The sequence below is a fragment of the Burkholderia sp. BCC1047 genome, from assembly GCF_902833155.1.
In the GTDB taxonomy this organism is placed as follows: Bacteria; Pseudomonadota; Gammaproteobacteria; order Burkholderiales; family Burkholderiaceae; genus Burkholderia; species Burkholderia sola.
Window position 1 is genome coordinate 23,956 of the sequence record NZ_CADFEH010000037.1, and the last position, 15,995, is coordinate 39,950.

Genomic DNA, 15,995 nt, shown 5'->3' on the forward strand with positions numbered 1-15,995 from the left:
TCAGGCGGCGGCGGGGTGGAACGCGAGCGCGAGGCCGTTCATGCAGTAGCGCAGGCCGGTCGGCGCGGGGCCGTCGTCGAACACGTGGCCGAGGTGGCCGCCGCAGCGGCGGCAGTGCACTTCGGTGCGGACCATCCCGAACGACGCGTCGGTGTCGGTGCCCACCGCGTGGTCGAGCGGTTTCCAGAAGCTCGGCCAGCCCGTATGGCTGTCGAACTTGGTGGTCGACGAGAACAGCGCGAGGTCGCAGCCGGCGCACGCGAACGTGCCGTGCCGGTGCTCGTCGTTCAGCGGGCTGGTGAACGGCCGCTCGGTGCCGGCTTCGCGCAGGACCGTGTATTGGGCGGGCGTGAGCCGGCGATGCCATTCGGCGTCGCTGAGCGTGATTTCGAACGGGGCGGCCTTCGGCGAGCCGGCCGGCGGCGCGGCGAACGCGCGGCCGACCAGCGCGCGGCGGCCGGCGGACGACAGCGCCGCGAGCGCGGCGAGGCCGGTGGCGCCGGCGAACAGCAGATGTCTGCGGGTGGGCATGATGGGCTCCTGGAAGCAGGTGCTGAAAACATGCGCCCATCGTAGGCGGCGGCCGGTGTCGAAGTCCTCACGGAAAGTTAAACGAATCGTGATGATCGGGATGTTCCGTCGCGGTGCGCTGGAATTTGCCGAAGCGCCAGCTGGCAACGGCCATCGGGCGGGTGAGCGGCCGATGTTGACCGAGCATCTGTTCGCGACGCGGTTTTTATTGTCTTTTTAGTGTTCGTCGAGCCGCATGATGAATTCGGACTTTGGCTTGCCGGTCGAATCGGATCGGGATACGAGCGTGGTTGGATCGCGGTTGCGCATCACGTCGGGCGGGTGATGCGCGGGTGGACGCGGAAGTTTGACGGTTTTTATGTAGAAACTTCAGGGGGCCAGGTCAGGAAGAGCAGTGCTGGAACGCGCGCGGTGCGGGTCAACCGGTATCGCCCATGGTCCAGGGTCGATGCGACGCCGCACTACGCCCGGTCGAGCAGATCGACGAGCAGCCTGGCCCCGTCGGCCCCCTTCGTGGAATCGGTCCACAGCCGGTCGATCATCTTCCGGTACATCGCGACGGCATCCGCCGACGTGGTGATCGTCGCGATGCCGGTACGAATGTTCGGCAGCTCGCCGAGCCGGAACGGCGATACCGCGATATGCGCGCTGTCGTCGTCCTCGAAGATCTGGAAGGTCTCATTCGGCAGGTTGTCGCTGACGATGCCGATACGCACGCCTTTCGCATCGTCCTCGAGCATCCCGACGATTCGCATCACTTCCCGGCGCGCCGCCAGTTTGCGCTCGAGCTGCACGCCCGGCGGCAGCCCGAGGCGGCCGACCAGGCCGTGGTGCAGGAACTGCTCGATCTGGCGCAGCCCGATCAGGCTCGTCACGTTCAGCGGTGCGCGCCGGAACGCGGCTTTCCGGTCCGCGAGGATCGCCATCACTTTCGACAGCGTCTGCCGCCACGCGGCATCGGTCAGCGACGGCGGGATGCTTTCCTCGAGCATCTGGCGCAGCCAGCCTTCGTAATCGTCGGAGGTCAGCAGGAACGAGAACGGATCGAAATGCGCGAAGATCCGCTGCGAGCGGCTCTCGATCTGCCGCATGCGCTCGAAATAGCTGATCGCCGAATCGTGATACTCGACCTCGACGCCCATCAGGTTCGCGAGCGACACGCCGAACAGCGCGGCGAGCCGCTCGAGCGTATCGATCTTGACGATCTCGCCACGTTCGAGCTTGTAGACCGCCGCGCGCGAGATGTTCAGGCGCTCGGCGACATCCTCGCTGCGCAACTCGGCAGCCATCCGGTACGCGCGCAAGCGCTCGCCAATGCTGTCGAAGTCGAAGCGCGCGCCGCGCAGACGCGTTTTTCGGAAACCGGCGGTGGACATGAAGTACCTCTAGGTGGCGGGTGAAAAATCGACAGACACCGGTTGCGCGACCGCGCCGCGCCGCCATCCTGCCGGGGGCATCGCGAAGATCGATGTTTGTCTATTTTTTTGTATCGGGTATTTTAACGTAGCCGACGACGGATGCTCGCACACCCGCGGCTTGCGCTCATCTTGTGCGCGGTAACGGCCTGCGACCGGCCCGTGTCCGTGCGCGGGCACGTCGTCTAAATATTTGGACGAACGGCGCGCGCGCAGACGTTGTCGGCGATAGAGGCATCGCACCTTCCAGACATTCCCACGTGCCGGCCCATTGCGCCGGGAGGAGAAAAGCATGACGTTTCGCACCCCGTGCGCCCGATTTCGGGCAGGATTCCTGATGGCTGGCGCGGCAGGCGCCATTGGCATCGCGCCGCTCGCGCACGCGCAGTCGAGCGTGACGCTGTACGGCGTTGCCGACGCTTTCGTCGGTTCGGTGAAGCAACCCGGCGCTCGCACGGCGCTCGTGCAGTCGGGCGGCGGGATGACGACGTCGTTCTGGGGGCTCGGCGGCAGCGAGGATCTCGGCAACGGCAACAAGGCGTTCTTCGTGCTCGAAAGCTACTTTCAACCGCAAAGCGGCGCGTATGGCCGCTACGCCGGGGACAGCCTGTTTTCGCGCAATGCGTACGCGGGATTACAGACGCGGTTCGGCCAGCTTCGTCTTGGCCGGATCACGACGCCGCTGTATCTCGCGACGATCCAGTTCAACCCGCTGTTCAATTCGTACACGTTCTCGCCGATGATCTTCCACACGTTCAAGGGCGTGGGCGCCGAGGGCGTGGTCGGCGATTCGGCGTGGAACAACGCGCTCGCCTATACGAGCCCGACGTTCGGCGGCTTCAATGCGGGGCTGCTGTATGCACTCGGCAATACGGCCGGCCGGAACGGCGCGAAGAAATGGAGCGTCAACGCGAACTACGCGCGCGGCGCGTTCGCGGCCGCCGCGGTCTTCCAGTACGTGAATTTCAGCGCGACGCCCGGCGATCTCGACGGCGCGCTCGCCGCGGCGCCGGGCCTGTCGAGCCAGCGCACGGTGCAGGTCGGCGCGTCGTACGACTGGCGTGTCGTGAAGCTGTTCGCGCAGTACATGAACGTCGCGAACCGCGCGCAGCGCGGCAACTTCCACGGCGATACGCTGCAGGCCGGCGTCAGCGTGCCGATCGGCGTGGGTTCGCTGCTGGCGAGCTACGCGTATACGCATTCGAGCGGGGCGCTCGCCGACGGCGCGCATCGCAGCACCGGCGCGCTCGGCTACGACTATCTGCTGTCGAAGCGCACCGACCTCTATTCGGCGATCAAGGTCGATCACGTCGGCGGGCTGTCGACCGGCATCACGTACGGCGCGGGCCTGCGCACGCGTTTCTGACGCAGGCGTCGCGATGCGAGGTTTCGCGGTTTACCCCGATACATCGGACGCTTGCATTCCGTTTTTGATGCGGGTAGTCTAAATATTTAGACGAGGAGGAAAGCATGAACCTTATGGACGCCACACAGTGGCTGGCACAGGACGTCGTCGGCTTTTCCGACATTCACCGGTTCGCGACGCGCTGCCGGGACGCGGCGGCGCCGCACGGGCGGGAATCAGCGGCGCTGGTGCTGCTCGCACAGGCGGCCGCGACGTTCGCCGAACGGCAGGAGGGCGTGGCGGTTTGCACGGAGACGGTGCAGGCGTTTCTCGCCGAACTGCGCGAGCACGCGCGGCGGCTGAGCGATGCGAGCGGGCGCTCGGACGACGCGCTGCTCGCGGCGCTCAACGGCTTCGCCGCGCAGGTGTCGAAGGAACTGGTCGTCTGATGCGCGACGCCGGCGCGAATCTGCCCGGGCCACGCCCTTAAGCTGCGCGATGCCGACGATCGGGTCGCGGTCAGTTCGTCTAGAAAAAACGACAAACGACCGCGAAAACGGACCGCCGGCATCGATATTACCTCCTCACGATACGGACAATCATGGAAGCGAACCTTCGATCCTCCGCGGCCGCGCCCGCCGGCGCACCGCCCGAACGGGTGTCGCGCTACGCGTGGAAAGTGCTGGCCGGCTCGGCCATCGGCTATGCGATGGACGGCTTCGACCTGCTGATTCTCGGCTTCATGCTGCCGGCAATTTCGGCGTCGCTGCAGCTCGGCGCGCAGCAGGCGGGGGCGCTCGTCACGTGGACGCTGGTCGGCGCGGTCGCGGGCGGCGTGATTTTCGGCACGCTCAGCGATCGCTACGGCCGCGTGCGCGTGCTGACCTGGACGATCCTGCTTTTCGCGGTGTTCACCGGGCTATGCGCGTTCGCACAGGGCTTCTGGGATCTGCTCGCGTACCGGACCATCGCCGGCATCGGCCTCGGCGGCGAATTCGGCATCGGCATGGCGCTCGCGGCCGAAGCGTGGCCCGCAGCCAAGCGCGCCCGCGTGTCGTCGTACGTGGCGCTCGGCTGGCAGAGCGGCGTGCTCGCGGCGTCGCTGCTGACGCCGCTGCTGCTGCAGAGCGTCGGCTGGCGCGGCATGTTCGCGATCGGCGTGCTGCCCGCGATCGTCGCCTGGGTGCTGCGCAACAAGCTGCACGAGCCGGAAGTGTTCGTCCGGAGCCAGCAGCCGGCGCGCACGGGCGCGCGTTTCCGGCTGCTGTTCGCCGATGCGCGCACGACCCGCACGAGCATCGGCATCGTCGTGCTGTGCGCGGTGCAGAACTTCGGCTACTACGGGATCATGATCTGGATGCCGACGTTCCTGTCGAAGCAGCTCGGCTTCTCGCTGACGAAATCCGGCGTGTGGACCGCCGTGACCGTGCTCGGGATGATGGCCGGCGTCTGGCTGTTCGGACATCTGGCCGACCGGATCGGCCGCAAGCCGACGTTCCTGCTGTACCAGCTCGGCGCGGTGGCGATGGTATTCGTGTATTCGCGGCTGACGGACCCGGCCACGATGCTGTGGGCCGGCGCGCTGATGGGCATGTTCGTGAACGGCATGGTCGGCGGCTACGGCACGCTGATGTCCGAAGCGTACCCGACCGCGGTGCGGGCGACCGCGCAGAACGTGCTGTGGAACGTCGGCCGTGCGATCGGCGGCCTCGGGCCGCTCGTCGTCGGCGCGCTCGCCGCGCGCTATTCGTTTCAGATCGCGATCGCGATGCTGGCCGCGCTTTACGTGCTCGACATGATCGTCACGGTCACGCTGATTCCGGAACTGAAGGACCGCGCGCTCGACTGACGCGCGTGCCTCCCGCCCAACCGTAACGAGGAGAGAACGATGGACGTGATCGACGGGGCGCGCGCCTGCGCGCAGCCGTGGGCGGCCACGGTCGCCACGCACGCGTGCGACGTGGTCGCGCATCGCGCGGTGAACCGGCGCTATCGCTATCTGCGCGTGCGCGCCGACGCGCCGCTCGCGAGCGTCACGCAGGCCGGCCAGTTCTATCAGCTCGTCTGCCCCGTCAGCGATCTGCATCGGCCATTCCTGCCGCGCCCGATGAGCGTGTACGGCGTCGGCCCCGGCGCTGGCGAAATCGAGTTCCTGTACAACGTCACCGGCGAAGGAACGCGTGCGCTCGCGCAGCTCGGCGTCGGCGCGCGGCTGTCGATCGTCGGGCCGCTCGGTCGCCCGTTCACGCTCGACGCCGATGCGCGACGGCTGCTGCTCGTCGCGCGCGGCGTCGGTCTCGCGACGATGGCGCCGCTCGTGCAGCGCGCGGGGCGGGCGGGCATCGCGCTGACGGTTGTGATGTCGGCGCGCACGCCGGACGACCTGATGACCGCGGAATTCCTGCGCGGCGCGCCGGCCGACGTGCATGCGGTGTTCGACAGCGACGGCTCGTCGGCGGTCGCGAACGTGGACGCGCTGCTGCGCGCGAGAATCGCGCGCGATCGGCCGGACGCGGTCTACACGTGCGGCTCGCAACGATTGCTCGCGCTGCTGCAGCGCGTGCTCGCCGACCATCCGTCGATGCGCGGCGAGGTCGCGCTCGAGCAACGGATGGCATGCGGGATGGGCGTCTGCCTGTCGTGCGTGCGGATGTTCGACGACGGCGCGACCCGCGCATTCCGGCGCGTGTGCCGCGAGGGCCCGGTGTTCGCGATTCGCGACGTGGTGACGGAGGGGGAGGTGGAAGTTGGCTGACCTGAGCGTACGCGTGGGCGAACTGCGCCTGCGCAATCCCGTGATGCCGGCATCCGGCTGTTTCGCGATCGAGTATCGCGATGCGCTCGACCTGACCGGGCTCGGCGCGCTCGTGATCAAGAGCGTGTCGCCCGTCAGCCGCCCGGGCAACCCGACGCCGCGTGTCGCCGACGCGGGTGACGGCATGTTGAATTCGATCGGCATTCCGAGCCGTGGCATCGACGACTATCTCGAACACGTACTGCCCGCGTACACGGGCCACGGCACGCCGGTCGTCGCGTCGGTGTCCGCCGATACGGCGGACGCGTTCGCGCGCGCGTGCGAGGCGCTGTCGCGGCCGGACGTCGCGGCGATCGAGGCGAACATCTCGTGCCCGAATCTCGAGGCGGACGGCATGGCGTTCGGGATGGACGCGGGCATGACCCGGCAGGTCGTCGACGCAATCCGCATGCGCACCGGACATCCGCTGTGGGTGAAGCTGACGCCGAACGCGGGCAACATCGCGAAGATCGCGCAAGCGGCGCAGGACGCGGGCGCCGATGCGATCGTGATGGGCAACACGGTGCTCGGCATGTCGATCGACGTGCGCACGCGCCGGCCGTCGCTCGGCAACGTGATGGGCGGCCTGTCCGGGCCGTCGATCAAGCCGATCGCGCTGCGGCTCGTCCACCAGTGCTATCGCGCCGTGTCGATTCCGGTGATCGGCTGCGGCGGCATCCGGAGCGCCGCCGACGCCATCGAGTTTCTGCTCGCCGGCGCGAGCGCGGTGCAGGTGGGCACGGCGTCGTTCCGCGATCCGGGCGTGATGCGCACGATCATCGACGGGCTCGAGCAGTTTTGCGCGGACGAGGGCATCGGCGCGATCGCGTCGCTGACCGGGCAGGTCAGGCTCGACGCGGAGCTGAGCGAGCGTTGGCAACGCTTTTGCGCGGCGCCGGCGCGCGCGCGCGGCACGACGGCGGGGGTGTGATGAACGCACATACCGACAGGCCGGACGCGCCGGCGGACCTCGACGTGCACGACGCGGCGGCGCTGCCGCTTGCCGAACTGACGGCGCTCGCCGAGCAGTGGTTCGACGAGATCCGCGTGCTGTCGGCCGACGGCGTCGGCGTCACGCGCGAGAGCTACGGCGACAGCGAAACGGCGGCCGCGCAGCGGCTGGCGGCGCACGCCGAACGCGAGGGCATCGCGGTGCGCGTCGACCGTGCGGCCAACCTGGTCTTCAGCCTGCCCGACGCGGACCCGCATGCGCGTGCGATCTGGGTCGGCTCGCATCTCGACTCGGTGCCGCATGGCGGCAACTACGACGGGCTCGCGGGCATCGTCGCGGGGCTGCTGTGCCTCGTCGCGCAACGGCGCGTCGGCCGCGCGTCGCCGCACCCGTTGAACGTGATCGCGCTGCGCGGCGAAGAGAGCGCCTGGTTCGGCAAGGCCTACATGGGATCGAGCGCGCTGTTCGGCCGGCTGACGCCGGACGATCTCGCGATGAAGCATCGCAGCACCGGCCGCCCGCTGGCCGATTGCATGGCGGCGGCGGGCGTCGACATCGACGCGGTGCGGGCGCGCAAGCCGCTGTTCGACGTGCGACGCGCGCATGCGTATCTGGAGCTCCACATCGAGCAGGGGCCCGTGATGGTCGCGCGCGGGCTGCCGGTCGCGGTCGTGTCCGGCATTCGCGGCAACGTGCGGCACAACTCCATCAGCTGCATCGGCGAGGCCGGCCACTCCGGCGCGGTGCCGCGCGACCTGCGGCACGACGCGATCTTCGCGGTCGCCGAGCTGATCACGCGGCTCGACGAGCACTGGCGCCGGCTGCTCGAACGCAACATCGATCTCGTCGTGACGACCGGCATCGTGTCGACCGACCAGGACGAGCATTCGATTTCGCGGATTCCCGGCCAGGTGCATTTCAGCTTCGAGGCGCGCAGCGAGAGCACGGAGACGCTCGACGTCTTCCATGAGCTGCTGATCGCCGAATGCAATTCGATCGCGCGCGAGCGTGGCGTGCGATTCGATTTCGACCGGCGGCTGGCGAGCGCGCCGGCGCGGATGGATGCCACCCTGCGCGCCGCGCTTGCCGACGCGTGCACGCGGCTCGACGTGCCGTATGTGACGCTGCCGAGCGGCGCGGGCCACGACGCGGCGCTGTTCGCGAACGCGGGCGTGCCAAGCGGGATGCTGTTCGTGCGCAACGATCACGGGTCGCACAACCCGCACGAGGCGATGTCGATCGATGATTTCATGCTGGGCGTGCGCGTGCTCGCCGACACGATTGCGCGGCTGTGACCGGCAATACGGGAAGCGACGGAAAGCGATGGCGGCCGACGCGCCGCGGAGCCGGAACGCGTGCGGTTCACGCCGACGGAACGTGTGCGCCCGCGCCGCCTTCCGCGCGGTTCACGTGCGCGAGCACGAATGCATAGACGTCATCGAGCGCCGACACGATGCGCGTGCCGGCCGCGACGCCATCGAACGCGCTCGCGGGGCCCGTGCAGATCAACGGCTTCGCGAAGCGCGTCGCGAGGCGGATCTCGTCGAGCGTGCCCTTGCTTCCCGGCAGCGCGACGACGACGTCGCTCGTCAGCACGTTCACGTAGTTGCGGCTCAATGCGTCGTCCGGCGCGTCCGCTTCCTTGCGCGGCAGTGGCGTGACGATAGGCAGGTCGATGAACGGATTCGGATAGCCGGCGATCGGCACGAAGCCGAACAGCGGGTGCGCTTCGCTCGGCACGATGCCGATCGAGCGGCCGCGGCGCCCCGGCGTCGTCGCGTAGGCGCGCGCGACCGACAGCATCACGCCGCGGCCGGCGCCGGTCAGCAGGTCGAATCCTTGCGCGGCGATCCACGTTCCGAGCGGCGTCGCCCACTCCGGCCATTCGTTCTTGCCCGAGCCCATCACGCCAATGATCGCCATCTTGTCCTCCTGGTTGGCCGACGCGCGGCGCGTCGATCTCGGCGATCGCGCGCACCGTTCGTCTTTTTAATTATACACATCGACCGATTTCTGGTGATGCGGCGGCGATGGCGGGCTGAAAATTGTGGATTTTCCCGCCTTGCATTTTTCCTTCACTTTATTTAGTCTAAAAAAATAGATTTATCGACGGACGTATCGCGACTCGAGGGTTCGCCGGTACGCAGCCGTCTCCGGGGCGATACAGCCCGCTACAACCTGAGAGAGAGGTGTATTCATGCTTGACCACGCCACCAACGAATTGCTGACCCGCGTGGGGCCCGGCACGCCGTGCGGCGAGTTGCTGCGTCGCTACTGGCATCCGGTCGGTTATTCGTCGGAGCTGGCCGAAGCCGGCCAGACGAAACGCGTGCGGATTCTCGGCGAGGATCTGGTGCTCGCGCGCACCGGCAACGGCGGCGTGCTGCTCGTGCAGGAGCGTTGCCCGCATCGCGGTGCATCGCTGCTGTACGGCTTCGTCGAGGAAGCCACGATCCGCTGCGCGTATCACGGCTGGCAGTACAACGCGGCCGGCGAATGCGTGGAGCGGCCGTTCGAATCGGCGAAGGCGAGCCGCGTCTGCAAGAAACTGATCGACAGCTATGCGACGCACGAATGCGGCGGGCTGATCTTCGCCTACATGGGGCCGGCGGAGCAGAAGCCTGCGTTTCCGAACTGGGACATCCTCGTGCGCAACGACGGCGTTCGCCATTTCGAGGTGCAGGACGATCTCGCGTGCAACTGGTTCCAGGTGCAGGAAAACGCGGTCGACGTCACGCACACCTTCTATACGCACTCGAAATACTTCGAGCGCCTCGGCATGCGCGACGCGTCCGGCTTCGGCAAGCCGTTCAAGCGGTTCGGCTTCCAGCGCTTCGACTGGGGCATCGTGAAGAGCTGGGAATACGAAGGCGAGGGCCGTGGCTGGGGCAACCTGATGGTGTTCCCGAACATGCTGCGGATCATGACCGAGATGCACTGGCGCGTGCCGGTCGACGATACGACGACGCGGATCGTCTGGGTGTCGTTCACGCCGAACGCGGACGGCGCGCAGCCGCCCGCTCACGAGGCGCCGAAGATCGTCCGGCAGCCGGCGCGCACCGACGCGGCGGGCCGCTATCTGATGGACACGTTCATGAGCCAGGATGCGATGGCGGTCGAGACGCAGGGCCCGATCTTCGATCGTTCGCGCGAGAACCTCGGCGCGTCCGATCGCGGGATCGTGATGTTCCGCCAGATGCTGCAGGAGCAGATCGACGCGGTCGCGCGCGGCGAGCGGCCCGTCGCGAACGTGTACGGCGGCGCGCCGGACGTGACCGACCTGCGCGCATGGATGGGCGGCTATCTGCCGATGAGCTGCGCGCCGGACCCGACGTTCCGCCAGCAGCGCGAATTCGGCGACATCTTCGACGAGTCGCACGTCGAGTACGAGATCCCGGCGAACTCGCCGGTGATGCGCGCTTGAGCGGCGGTGTGCTCGGCGGGCCGGGCCGCGGCGCCGGCATGCTGACGGCGGGCCGCGTCACGGTCGCGCTGCTCGCGGCGGGGCTCGCGAGCGTCGCCGCGCTCGGCGCGCGCGGCACGGTGTCGGCCGGCGACGCACGCATCGTCGCGATCGTGTTCACCTGCATCGTGCTGTGGGCGACGGGCGCGGTCGCGAGCCTATGGGTGTCGCTGCTGTTTTTCTTCCTCGCGGCGACCTGCACGCCGGTGCCCACCGCCGAGATCTTCTCCGGCTTCGGGTCGAGCGCGTTCTGGCTCGTGTTCAGCGGCGCGGCGATCGGCTTCGCGCTGAAGGAGAGCGGCCTGAGCGAACGGATCGGCATCGCGCTCGCGCGCCGGATCGGCGGCTCGTACCTGAAGGCGCTGCTCGCATTCGCGACGCTGAGCTTCCTGCTGTCGCTCGTGATGCCGTCGACGTTCGGGCGGATCGCGATCCTGATTCCGATCGCGATCGGCTACTGCGACGTCGTGAAGCTCGGCGCGCACGCGAACGGGCGGCGCGGCATCCTGCTGCTCGTGATCGTCGGCTCGTACGAGCTGGCTGCCGCGGTGCTGCCCGCGAACCTGCCGAACGTGATCATGGCGGGGATTCTCGAGCAGTCGCACGGGATGCATCTGCGCTTCTCCGAGTATCTGCTGCTGTTCTTTCCGGCCGGCGTGATCGTGCGCGGCGCGGTGCTGGTGTTCGCGTCCTGGTGGCTGTTCGCGGATACGGTCGGCGAAGTCGAGATACCGGCGGCGCGCGTCGCGCTCGGCCGCCGCGAATGGCACGCGATCGTGCTGCTGGCAATCACGCTCGCGTTCTGGTTCACCGACGCCGTGCATCGCATCGCGCCCGGCTGGGTCGGGCTCGGCTTCGCGCTCGTCTACTTCGGCACGTCGCCGCCCGCACAGCTCGAGCGCTTCACCGCGACGCTGAAGATGGACCTGCTGTGGTTCATCGCGGCGATCATCGGGCTGACCGCGCTCGTCAACCATCTCGACATGCGCGTGCCGGACACGCTCGCGCTCGACGCGCTGCGCGACAGCCCGATGCTCATGTACTTCGCGCTGACCGCGCTGTCGATCGTCGTCTGCTTCGCGGTCACGTCGAATGCGGAACCGGCGCTATACGTGCCGATCGTGTCGCGCCTGCTCGCGCAGGGGCTGCACCTGAAGGCCGGCCTGCTCGCGCAGGTGATGGGCTATGCGACCACGGTCCTGCCGTACCAGTCGCCGCCGATCGTGTTCGGCAACGCGCTCGCGCAGCTGGACCGGGGGGCGGTGCTCCGGTACTGCATCGCGACGGCGCTGCTGGGCGTGGTGTTCGTGATCCCGATCAATGCGTTGTGGTGGCGGCTGATCGGGCTGCTGTGAGTTTTCCTGAACGGTGAATCCAATGATCGAAAACGATCTGCTTGCCGCGCGCGTGATTGCGCGCGAGCGCGTCGCGTGCGACGTGATTTCGCTGCGGCTCGTCAGCGACGCGCCGGGTCTCCCCCTGCCGGCGTTCGAAGCCGGCGCACATATCGACCTGCATCTGCGCGACGGGCTCACGCGCAAGTATTCGCTGTGCAACGATCCGGTCGAGCGCGGCGTGTACGAGATCGCGATCAAGCGCGAGCCGGCGTCGAGCGGCGGCTCCGCGCACGTGCACGATGCGATCCGGGTAGGCGACGTGCTGCGGATCGGCGCGCCGCTGAATTACTTCCCGCTCGCGCCGGACGACAGCCCGGCCGTGCTGCTCGCCGCCGGGATCGGCGTGACGCCGTTGCTCGCGATGGCGCACAGCCTGGTGCGCGCGGGGCGGCCGCTCGCGTTCCACTACTTCGTGCGTTCGGCAGACGCGGCCGCGTACGGGGCGACGCTCGCGTCGCGGCTCGCGGACGTCGCGACGGTGCACACGGGGCTGACGCCCGACGCGACCCGCGACGCGATCGAGGCGATCGTCGGCGCGATGGATTCGCGCTCGCATCTGTATTTCTGCGGACCGGCGCCGTTCATGGCGGCCGTCGACGCGATCGCGCGCCCGGCGCTCGGCGATGCGCGGCTTCATCACGAGTATTTTTCCGCGCCAGCCGCGGAGCCGGCCGACGGCGAGGCCGACGCGTTCCGGATCGAGCTCGCGCGCTCGCAGCGCGCGCTGCTCGTGCCGCCGGGACAGTCGATCACCGATGTGCTGTACGAGCACGGCATCGCGGTCGCCACGTCGTGCGAGGCGGGCGTGTGCGGCGCATGCCGGACGACCGTGCTCGAGGGCACGCCCGATCATCGGGACGCGTTCCTGAGCGCGGCGGAAAAGGCCCGCAACGATTGCATGATGCCGTGCGTGTCGCGATGCCGCGGCGAACGGCTGGTGCTGGATCTCTGAGCCGTCACGGGGGGGCTGAGTGAGGCCGATGTACTCGTTTTATTTTTCGGCGAATCAGTCCGAAGCATGGCACAGCATGCCGACCAACTTGTCCCGGTACAGGTTCTTCTCTGCCGGATTGCGCTGTACGCATACGTGCAGGTTACGCTGAGACCAAGGCTCGATCAGCGGGATGACCGCGATCTTTCCTTCATCCGATGATTCGATCGCTGTTCGCGGAACGATACCAATTCCAGCTCCCGACGATACGAGGCGAGCGATAGCCCGATAACCGGATACCTGCACGCGAATGTCGAGTCGTCCATCCAGCGCGGCGGCATGGTTCACCAGAAACGTGTGCAGCGCAGCCCCTGATTGCAGACTAATGAACGGCTGATCCAGGCAGGCCTCGAAGCTGACTTCGCTCTGCCTGGCGAGCGCGTGTGTCACAGGCGCGAGCAAGACCAGCTGGTCCTTCTTGTACGGTACGAACCGCAGCGCCGAATGCCCGGATTCCAATGCCACGACACCGACATCCGCTCGACCGGCCACCACCGCGGCGACGATGTCGTGACTCAGTCGTTCTTCCAGTGTGATGCGCACGCTCGGGAACGCCGCGAAGAAACGAGCGAGGTCATCCGGCAGATGGGAGCTGATCGCGTTGTTGTTGGCGAATACGGTGACGTGCCCGGTCATTCCCTGGGTGAAAGGCAAAAGATCCGAGCGCATTTGGTCGAGTTGAGCGAGACAACGCCGTGCGTGCTCCACGAGAACCTGGCCCGCCGCCGTCAGCGCAACGCCTCTCGGATGCCGACTCAGCAACGTCACCCCTACCGAGTCTTCAAGATTCTTCACTCGAAGGCTCGCAGACGATGGCGCAAGGTGGCAGCGTTCAGCGCCGCGCGAGACGTTGCCTTCTTCGGCGACGGCGACGAACACCTTCAGGTCAGTCAAGTCATAGCTCATCGTGTTCGAATTTGGCGAAGATGACGCCGGCTTTATAGCACAGCAGCACTCGCCAGCTTGCGGTACGCAAATTGCTGCATTGCACGATTTCGTTAACCGCGAACGATCCGTTCGTGAAATCTCGCTGTAATCGACCGCGGCGTTTTCCGATACTGGTAGCCATCAACCTAACTCGGGAAGGCAGTGATGGTCGCATCAGTGGGTGAAGCATCCTCGGCGAAGCCGCTCGCCGGCTTGGTCGTCGTCTCCATCGAACAAGCGCTGGCGGCGCCTTTGTGCACAGGACGCCTGGCGGAAATGGGGGCGCGGGTCATCAAGATCGAACGCGCGGAAGGCGATTTCGCGCGTGGCTACGACGCGGCCGCGAACGGTCAATCGTCGTATTTTGTCTGGACAAATCGCGGCAAGGAATCGGTCGTGCTGGACTTCAAGGACGCCGATGACGCCGCACTCCTGCATCGGCTTATTGCGGAGGCCGATGTCTTCGTTCAAAACCTGGCTCCCGGCGCATTGGATAGAGCCGGATTCGGCAGTGAACGACTGCGTGAAATGCACGCGCGTCTGATCACGTGCGATATCAGCGGCTACGGCACGAACAACGCTGCGAGCCATCTCAAGGCGTACGACCTTCTCGTGCAGTGCGAAAGCGGTCTGGCGAGTATCACCGGCGCACCGGATGCATGTGGGCGCGTTGGCGTTTCCATCTGCGACATTGGCGCGGGGATGAACGCGACCATTGCCGTGCTGTCGGCTCTCGCGCTTCGCTCGAACACAGGCAAGGGATCGGGTGTCTCGGTTTCCTTGTTCGACGGTGCGGCGGACTGGATGACGATCCCCTACGTACACCAGGTTTACGGAAATGGCGCCCCTACACGCCAGGGTCTGAAGCATCCTTCCATTGCGCCGTATGGCGCGTTCAAGACCAAGGACGGTGACGAAATCGTCATCAGCATTCAAAACGAGCGTGAGTGGCGTCAGTTCTGCTCGGCGTTCCTCCAGCAACCGGACGTGGCGGAAGACGCGCGCTTCTCGTCCAACACGAATCGCGTGCAAAACCGAGCAGCCCTCGAACGGCTGATTGCCGACGCATTCGCGAAGGTCGAATGCAGTGAAGCACTCCAACGCCTGTCAATCTCGAACACCGCGTATGGTCAAGTTCGCTCGGTTGCCCAGATGGCTGAACACCCTGCGCTGCGGACGTGGCCGATGACAGTCGACGGCGAAGCATTGCGAATGATTGCGCCGGCGGTTCGCGCGCCGTGGGACAGCCAACACTATGACGCGGCGCCCAAGTTGGGAGAACACACCGAGCGGATTCGCGCCGAGTTCGCCACGAAACAAGTCGGAGAATTCGCATGAGCGTCGTCGACATTGCCCACCTCCGCGAATGGATCGGCAAGAGCCAGTCCGACCGTGACGTCCTGTCGTCGCGTCACGCACGACTGATGGCCGCGACCCTCGGAATGCCGCAGTCTGACTTCGTCGACGGCGCACGATTGCCGCCGCTTTGGCATTGGCTCTATTTCCTGAGTGGCGACGCACCTTCGGCGCTCGGTCGAGATGGACACCCCGCAAGAGGCGGCTTCTTGCCACCCGTCCCGTTGCCGAACCGCATGTGGGCCGGGGGAACGCTCGAATTTCATGGCGACCTGCCGCTTGGCGCGGAAGTTGAAAGGCGTTCGAGCATCGCATCGGTCGAGCACAAACAAGGACGAAGCGGCGAACTCGTCTTCGTGACCGTCCTGCATGAAGTCGTGCGCGAAGGGAAGGTGCTTGTCACCGAGCACCACGACCTTGTCTACAAGGAAGCGTCGAAGGGCGGCGCCACGCCGGCGCAAACGGACATGCCCCAACCGCAGCGAACGCGTCGAGTGAAACCCGATTCGACGATGCTGTTCCGCTACTCCGCGCTGACGTTCAACGGCCACCGCATTCACTACGACGCGGACTACTGCCGAGCGGTCGAAGGCTATCCGAATCTCGTGATTCACGGGCCCCTCAATGCAACGCTCCTTGCAAGCTTCGCCGAGGAAGTGAGCGGACGTCGCCTGAAGCACTTTCGTTATCGCGGCATTCAGCCGTCGGTGCTGGGCAACGAATTGGCGTTCAACGCCGCGCCGGACGGCGACCCACTCGTCGTTTGGGTGAGCTTGCCCGGCGGTGCAGTGTCCATGCGAGCCGAAGCCTCGTTCTGAACGCAC

General features: G+C 66.8%; 16 protein-coding genes. 12 read left to right on the forward strand and 4 right to left on the reverse strand.

Annotation, left to right across the window (positions count from 1 at the left end):
• Complete coding sequence (gene msrB / locus HWX55_RS29340) at window positions 1-531, reverse strand: peptide-methionine (R)-S-oxide reductase MsrB (RefSeq protein ID WP_175978278.1); 531 nt, start codon at window positions 529-531, stop codon at window positions 1-3.
• A gap of 91 nt (window positions 532-622) precedes the next feature.
• On the opposite strand from msrB, the gene HWX55_RS36365 reads away from it, so the two are divergent.
• Entirely contained in the window at window positions 623-751 is a 129-nt protein-coding gene (locus HWX55_RS36365) for a hypothetical protein (protein ID WP_279612705.1), read from the forward strand.
• 241 nt (window positions 752-992) lie between these two features.
• Here HWX55_RS36365 and HWX55_RS29345 read toward each other — a convergent pair whose 3' ends face one another.
• Window positions 993-1,907, reverse strand: a complete 915-nt coding sequence (locus HWX55_RS29345; RefSeq protein WP_175978279.1) for a helix-turn-helix transcriptional regulator — start codon at window positions 1,905-1,907, stop codon at window positions 993-995.
• A 331-nt stretch (window positions 1,908-2,238) separates the two neighbouring features.
• On the opposite strand from HWX55_RS29345, the gene HWX55_RS29350 reads away from it, so the two are divergent.
• The 6 genes from HWX55_RS29350 (at window position 2,239) to HWX55_RS29375 (ending at window position 8,332) form a co-directional block, all read left to right on the forward strand.
• Window positions 2,239-3,312, forward strand: coding sequence for a porin (locus HWX55_RS29350; RefSeq protein WP_175978280.1), 1,074 nt, complete (start codon window positions 2,239-2,241; stop codon window positions 3,310-3,312).
• Window positions 3,313-3,416: 104 nt separating this feature from the next.
• Complete coding sequence (locus HWX55_RS29355) at window positions 3,417-3,740, forward strand: hypothetical protein (protein WP_011660795.1); 324 nt, start codon at window positions 3,417-3,419, stop codon at window positions 3,738-3,740.
• Between the two features lie 152 nt (window positions 3,741-3,892).
• Window positions 3,893-5,140 carry an MFS transporter gene (locus tag HWX55_RS29360; protein WP_050016119.1) on the forward strand — a complete coding sequence of 416 codons (1,248 nt, stop codon included), beginning with the start codon at window positions 3,893-3,895 and terminating at the stop codon, window positions 5,138-5,140.
• A gap of 39 nt (window positions 5,141-5,179) precedes the next feature.
• Complete coding sequence (locus HWX55_RS29365; RefSeq protein ID WP_175978281.1) at window positions 5,180-6,046, forward strand: dihydroorotate dehydrogenase electron transfer subunit; 867 nt, start codon at window positions 5,180-5,182, stop codon at window positions 6,044-6,046.
• Window positions 6,039-7,016 carry a dihydroorotate dehydrogenase gene (locus HWX55_RS29370; protein ID WP_175978282.1) on the forward strand — a complete coding sequence of 326 codons (978 nt, stop codon included), beginning with the start codon at window positions 6,039-6,041 and terminating at the stop codon, window positions 7,014-7,016. Before HWX55_RS29365 ends, HWX55_RS29370 begins: the two co-directional genes overlap by 8 nt.
• On the forward strand, window positions 7,016-8,332 hold the full coding sequence (locus tag HWX55_RS29375) for a hydantoinase/carbamoylase family amidase (RefSeq protein ID WP_175978283.1): 1,317 nt from the start codon (window positions 7,016-7,018) through the stop codon (window positions 8,330-8,332). The genes HWX55_RS29370 and HWX55_RS29375 overlap by 1 nt, the downstream gene beginning before the upstream one ends.
• Before the next feature lie 67 nt (window positions 8,333-8,399).
• On the opposite strand, the gene HWX55_RS29380 is transcribed toward HWX55_RS29375, so the two are convergent.
• Entirely contained in the window at window positions 8,400-8,960 is a 561-nt protein-coding gene (locus tag HWX55_RS29380) for a DNA-binding protein (protein ID WP_175978284.1), read from the reverse strand.
• Window positions 8,961-9,234: 274 nt separating this feature from the next.
• On the opposite strand from HWX55_RS29380, the gene HWX55_RS29385 reads away from it, so the two are divergent.
• The 3 genes from HWX55_RS29385 to HWX55_RS29395 are packed head-to-tail and all read left to right on the forward strand — an operon-like array spanning window position 9,235 to window position 12,849.
• Window positions 9,235-10,461, forward strand: a complete 1,227-nt coding sequence (locus tag HWX55_RS29385; protein ID WP_089490221.1) for an aromatic ring-hydroxylating dioxygenase subunit alpha — start codon at window positions 9,235-9,237, stop codon at window positions 10,459-10,461.
• A complete protein-coding gene (locus HWX55_RS29390; RefSeq protein WP_175978285.1) occupies window positions 10,458-11,855 on the forward strand; it encodes an SLC13 family permease in 1,398 nt (465 codons plus the stop codon). The genes HWX55_RS29385 and HWX55_RS29390 overlap by 4 nt, the downstream gene beginning before the upstream one ends.
• A 22-nt stretch (window positions 11,856-11,877) precedes the next feature.
• Window positions 11,878-12,849 carry a PDR/VanB family oxidoreductase gene (locus tag HWX55_RS29395; protein WP_175978286.1) on the forward strand — a complete coding sequence of 324 codons (972 nt, stop codon included), beginning with the start codon at window positions 11,878-11,880 and terminating at the stop codon, window positions 12,847-12,849.
• A gap of 54 nt (window positions 12,850-12,903) precedes the next feature.
• Here the strand turns inward: HWX55_RS29395 and HWX55_RS29400 are convergent, their stop codons facing one another.
• Entirely contained in the window at window positions 12,904-13,794 is an 891-nt protein-coding gene (locus HWX55_RS29400; protein WP_175978287.1) for a LysR family transcriptional regulator, read from the reverse strand.
• Between the two features lie 186 nt (window positions 13,795-13,980).
• Here HWX55_RS29400 and HWX55_RS29405 point away from each other — a divergent pair, with 186 nt between their 5' ends.
• Complete coding sequence (locus HWX55_RS29405) at window positions 13,981-15,153, forward strand: CaiB/BaiF CoA-transferase family protein (RefSeq protein ID WP_175978288.1); 1,173 nt, start codon at window positions 13,981-13,983, stop codon at window positions 15,151-15,153.
• Entirely contained in the window at window positions 15,150-15,989 is an 840-nt protein-coding gene (locus HWX55_RS29410; protein ID WP_175978289.1) for a MaoC family dehydratase N-terminal domain-containing protein, read from the forward strand. Before HWX55_RS29405 ends, HWX55_RS29410 begins: the two co-directional genes overlap by 4 nt.
• Window positions 15,990-15,995: the final 6 nt, after the last annotated feature.

Bases quoted from the DNA above. Each gene is read 5' to 3' on its own strand.
- HWX55_RS29395 (WP_175978286.1), top strand. From the start codon at position 11,878: ATGATCGAAAACGATCTGCTTGCCGCGCGCGTGATTGCGCGCGAGCGC.
- HWX55_RS29410 (WP_175978289.1), top strand. From the start codon at position 15,150: ATGAGCGTCGTCGACATTGCCCACCTCCGCGAATGGATCGGCAAGAGC.
- HWX55_RS29385 (WP_089490221.1), top strand. From the start codon at position 9,235: ATGCTTGACCACGCCACCAACGAATTGCTGACCCGCGTGGGGCCCGGC.
- HWX55_RS29345 (WP_175978279.1), bottom strand. From the start codon at position 1,907: ATGTCCACCGCCGGTTTCCGAAAAACGCGTCTGCGCGGCGCGCGCTTC.
- HWX55_RS29405 (WP_175978288.1), top strand. From the start codon at position 13,981: ATGGTCGCATCAGTGGGTGAAGCATCCTCGGCGAAGCCGCTCGCCGGC.
- HWX55_RS36365 (WP_279612705.1), top strand. From the start codon at position 623: ATGATCGGGATGTTCCGTCGCGGTGCGCTGGAATTTGCCGAAGCGCCA.
- HWX55_RS29350 (WP_175978280.1), top strand. From the start codon at position 2,239: ATGACGTTTCGCACCCCGTGCGCCCGATTTCGGGCAGGATTCCTGATG.
- HWX55_RS29400 (WP_175978287.1), bottom strand. From the start codon at position 13,794: ATGAGCTATGACTTGACTGACCTGAAGGTGTTCGTCGCCGTCGCCGAA.
- HWX55_RS29355 (WP_011660795.1), top strand. From the start codon at position 3,417: ATGAACCTTATGGACGCCACACAGTGGCTGGCACAGGACGTCGTCGGC.
- HWX55_RS29365 (WP_175978281.1), top strand. From the start codon at position 5,180: ATGGACGTGATCGACGGGGCGCGCGCCTGCGCGCAGCCGTGGGCGGCC.
- HWX55_RS29380 (WP_175978284.1), bottom strand. From the start codon at position 8,960: ATGGCGATCATTGGCGTGATGGGCTCGGGCAAGAACGAATGGCCGGAG.
- HWX55_RS29360 (WP_050016119.1), top strand. From the start codon at position 3,893: ATGGAAGCGAACCTTCGATCCTCCGCGGCCGCGCCCGCCGGCGCACCG.
- HWX55_RS29375 (WP_175978283.1), top strand. From the start codon at position 7,016: ATGAACGCACATACCGACAGGCCGGACGCGCCGGCGGACCTCGACGTG.
- msrB (WP_175978278.1), bottom strand. From the start codon at position 531: ATGCCCACCCGCAGACATCTGCTGTTCGCCGGCGCCACCGGCCTCGCC.